Origin of the sequence: Halobacteriovorax sp. DA5 (assembly GCF_002903145.1) — a bacterium.
GTDB lineage: Bacteria > Bdellovibrionota > Bacteriovoracia > Bacteriovoracales > Bacteriovoracaceae > Halobacteriovorax_A.
Genome location: NZ_PPDJ01000050.1, coordinates 1 through 482 on the forward strand (window position 1 = coordinate 1; position 482 = coordinate 482).

The 482-nt window shown below is 57.5% G+C and carries 1 protein-coding gene; it reads right to left on the minus strand.

Translation table 11 applies throughout. From position 1 onward, the window contains the following. Positions 1–7: 7 nt before the first annotated feature. Positions 8–482: hypothetical protein (locus C0Z22_RS15840; protein WP_146037935.1), on the minus strand; the 475-nt coding region annotated here is incomplete at its 5' end.

Below are 482 nucleotides of genomic sequence, written 5' to 3' on the forward strand. Positions count from 1 at the left end.
CTGGATCCTAATGGCTGACCCCAATGATGTCCAAGTATTTCTCAGTCAAGTTCTGGGACTTCTTTGCGAGCGTAGCCATGACTGTGAACAGGCCTCCCAGATGGAAGTGGAAAAGCGCCTCAGGTTGGGCCTCCAGCAGGGGCTCCAGGCCTTTGTGCAGGGCGGCTTGATTCTTGGCCTTGGCGTCGTCATGGGGGATGAGGCCGCTCTCCACCGTGTTCTTGATTGCTTTCAGCATAAGGTAGTACTCGTACAGGTCCATGTTGTTGTCGGCGGCCTCGCAGTCTGCAGCCTCGTCATACGGCACATCCCTCAGGAGACTGGGAAGCAGGACGGTCTGCTCCATATCACGCACCACTGAGCTGTAGCGCCTCAGGGCCAGCTGAAGGGAGCTTCGGCTGAGCTTAGCGTCGGCAGACTGCATGGTTTCTCCGGTGGGTTTCAGGCTGAGGGCGTCTCTTGGTAAGATGGTAAGGTTGCCG